This is a genomic window from Arthrobacter sp. HMWF013 (assembly GCF_003061105.1).
Lineage (GTDB): Bacteria > Actinomycetota > Actinomycetes > Actinomycetales > Micrococcaceae > Arthrobacter.
In genome coordinates, this window is record NZ_QAIQ01000481.1 from 1 (window position 1) to 808 (window position 808).

The following is an 808-nucleotide window of genomic DNA, read 5'->3' on the forward strand; positions in this document are numbered from 1 at the left end:
GACGCGGCTCACTCTCGCGCAGGACAACAACGCCAGTGAAGAGGCGGCGGAGCATTCCAAGGGGATGTGGGACATGCTTGTTGCGGATGTCAGAAGGATCTCGGAACGGGGCTAACCGGACCGCTCCCCAAGCGATGGCAGCTCTTAAACGCCAACGGCCGCCGTCGCGCTCTCCCCCTCAGGGAAAGCGCGACGGCGGCCGTCGGCTGGAAGCCGCTACTCGGCGTCGTGATCCGTTTCGAGGATCCGGACCAGGCTCTCCAGGGCGTCGTCGGCCCCGGTGCCTTCGGCGCGAAGCACCACAACGTCGCCGTGGGAAGCGCCCAGGCTCATCAGGGACAGGATGCTGGCGGCATCCATCGCTTCGTCTTCAGGCTCGCCTTGGCGGGCGATGGTGATGTCGAGGTCGTACTCACCGGCGGCCTCGGCGAAGATGGCGGCGGGGCGGGCGTGCAGGCCTACGCGGCTGGCGACGGTTGCGGTGCGTTCTGACATTCTTGCTCCTTTGTCTTTCGGCGCCTGTTGGTCAGGGCCGTGGATCAGTAAATCGGTGAGGCGGGTCAGACCGTTGCTGGAACGGCTTCCACCGTAGCAGCGGTCTTCGGGGCTGCCCAGCGCTTGAGGGCCACCACGGCCAAGGCACTGACGATGGTTCCGGCGATGATCGAAATCACGAACCACTGCAGTTGGCCGATGGCGAAGAACACGAAGATGCCGCCGTGTGGTGCCTGCGACGTGACGTTGAAAGCCATCGTCATGGCGCCGGTCAGGGCGCCACCCACCATGCTGGCGGGGATGACGCGCAGCG

General features: G+C 65.7%; 1 protein-coding gene and 1 pseudogene. Both read right to left on the reverse strand.

The window, feature by feature from the left end; genetic code table 11:
- Positions 1 to 216: 216 nt before the first annotated feature.
- Entirely contained in the window at positions 217 to 495 is a 279-nt protein-coding gene (locus tag DBR22_RS17195; protein WP_108600023.1) for an HPr family phosphocarrier protein, read from the reverse strand.
- A gap of 65 nt (positions 496 to 560) precedes the next feature.
- Positions 561 to 808, reverse strand: a pseudogene (locus DBR22_RS24685) (PTS lactose transporter subunit IIC); the annotation flags it as partial.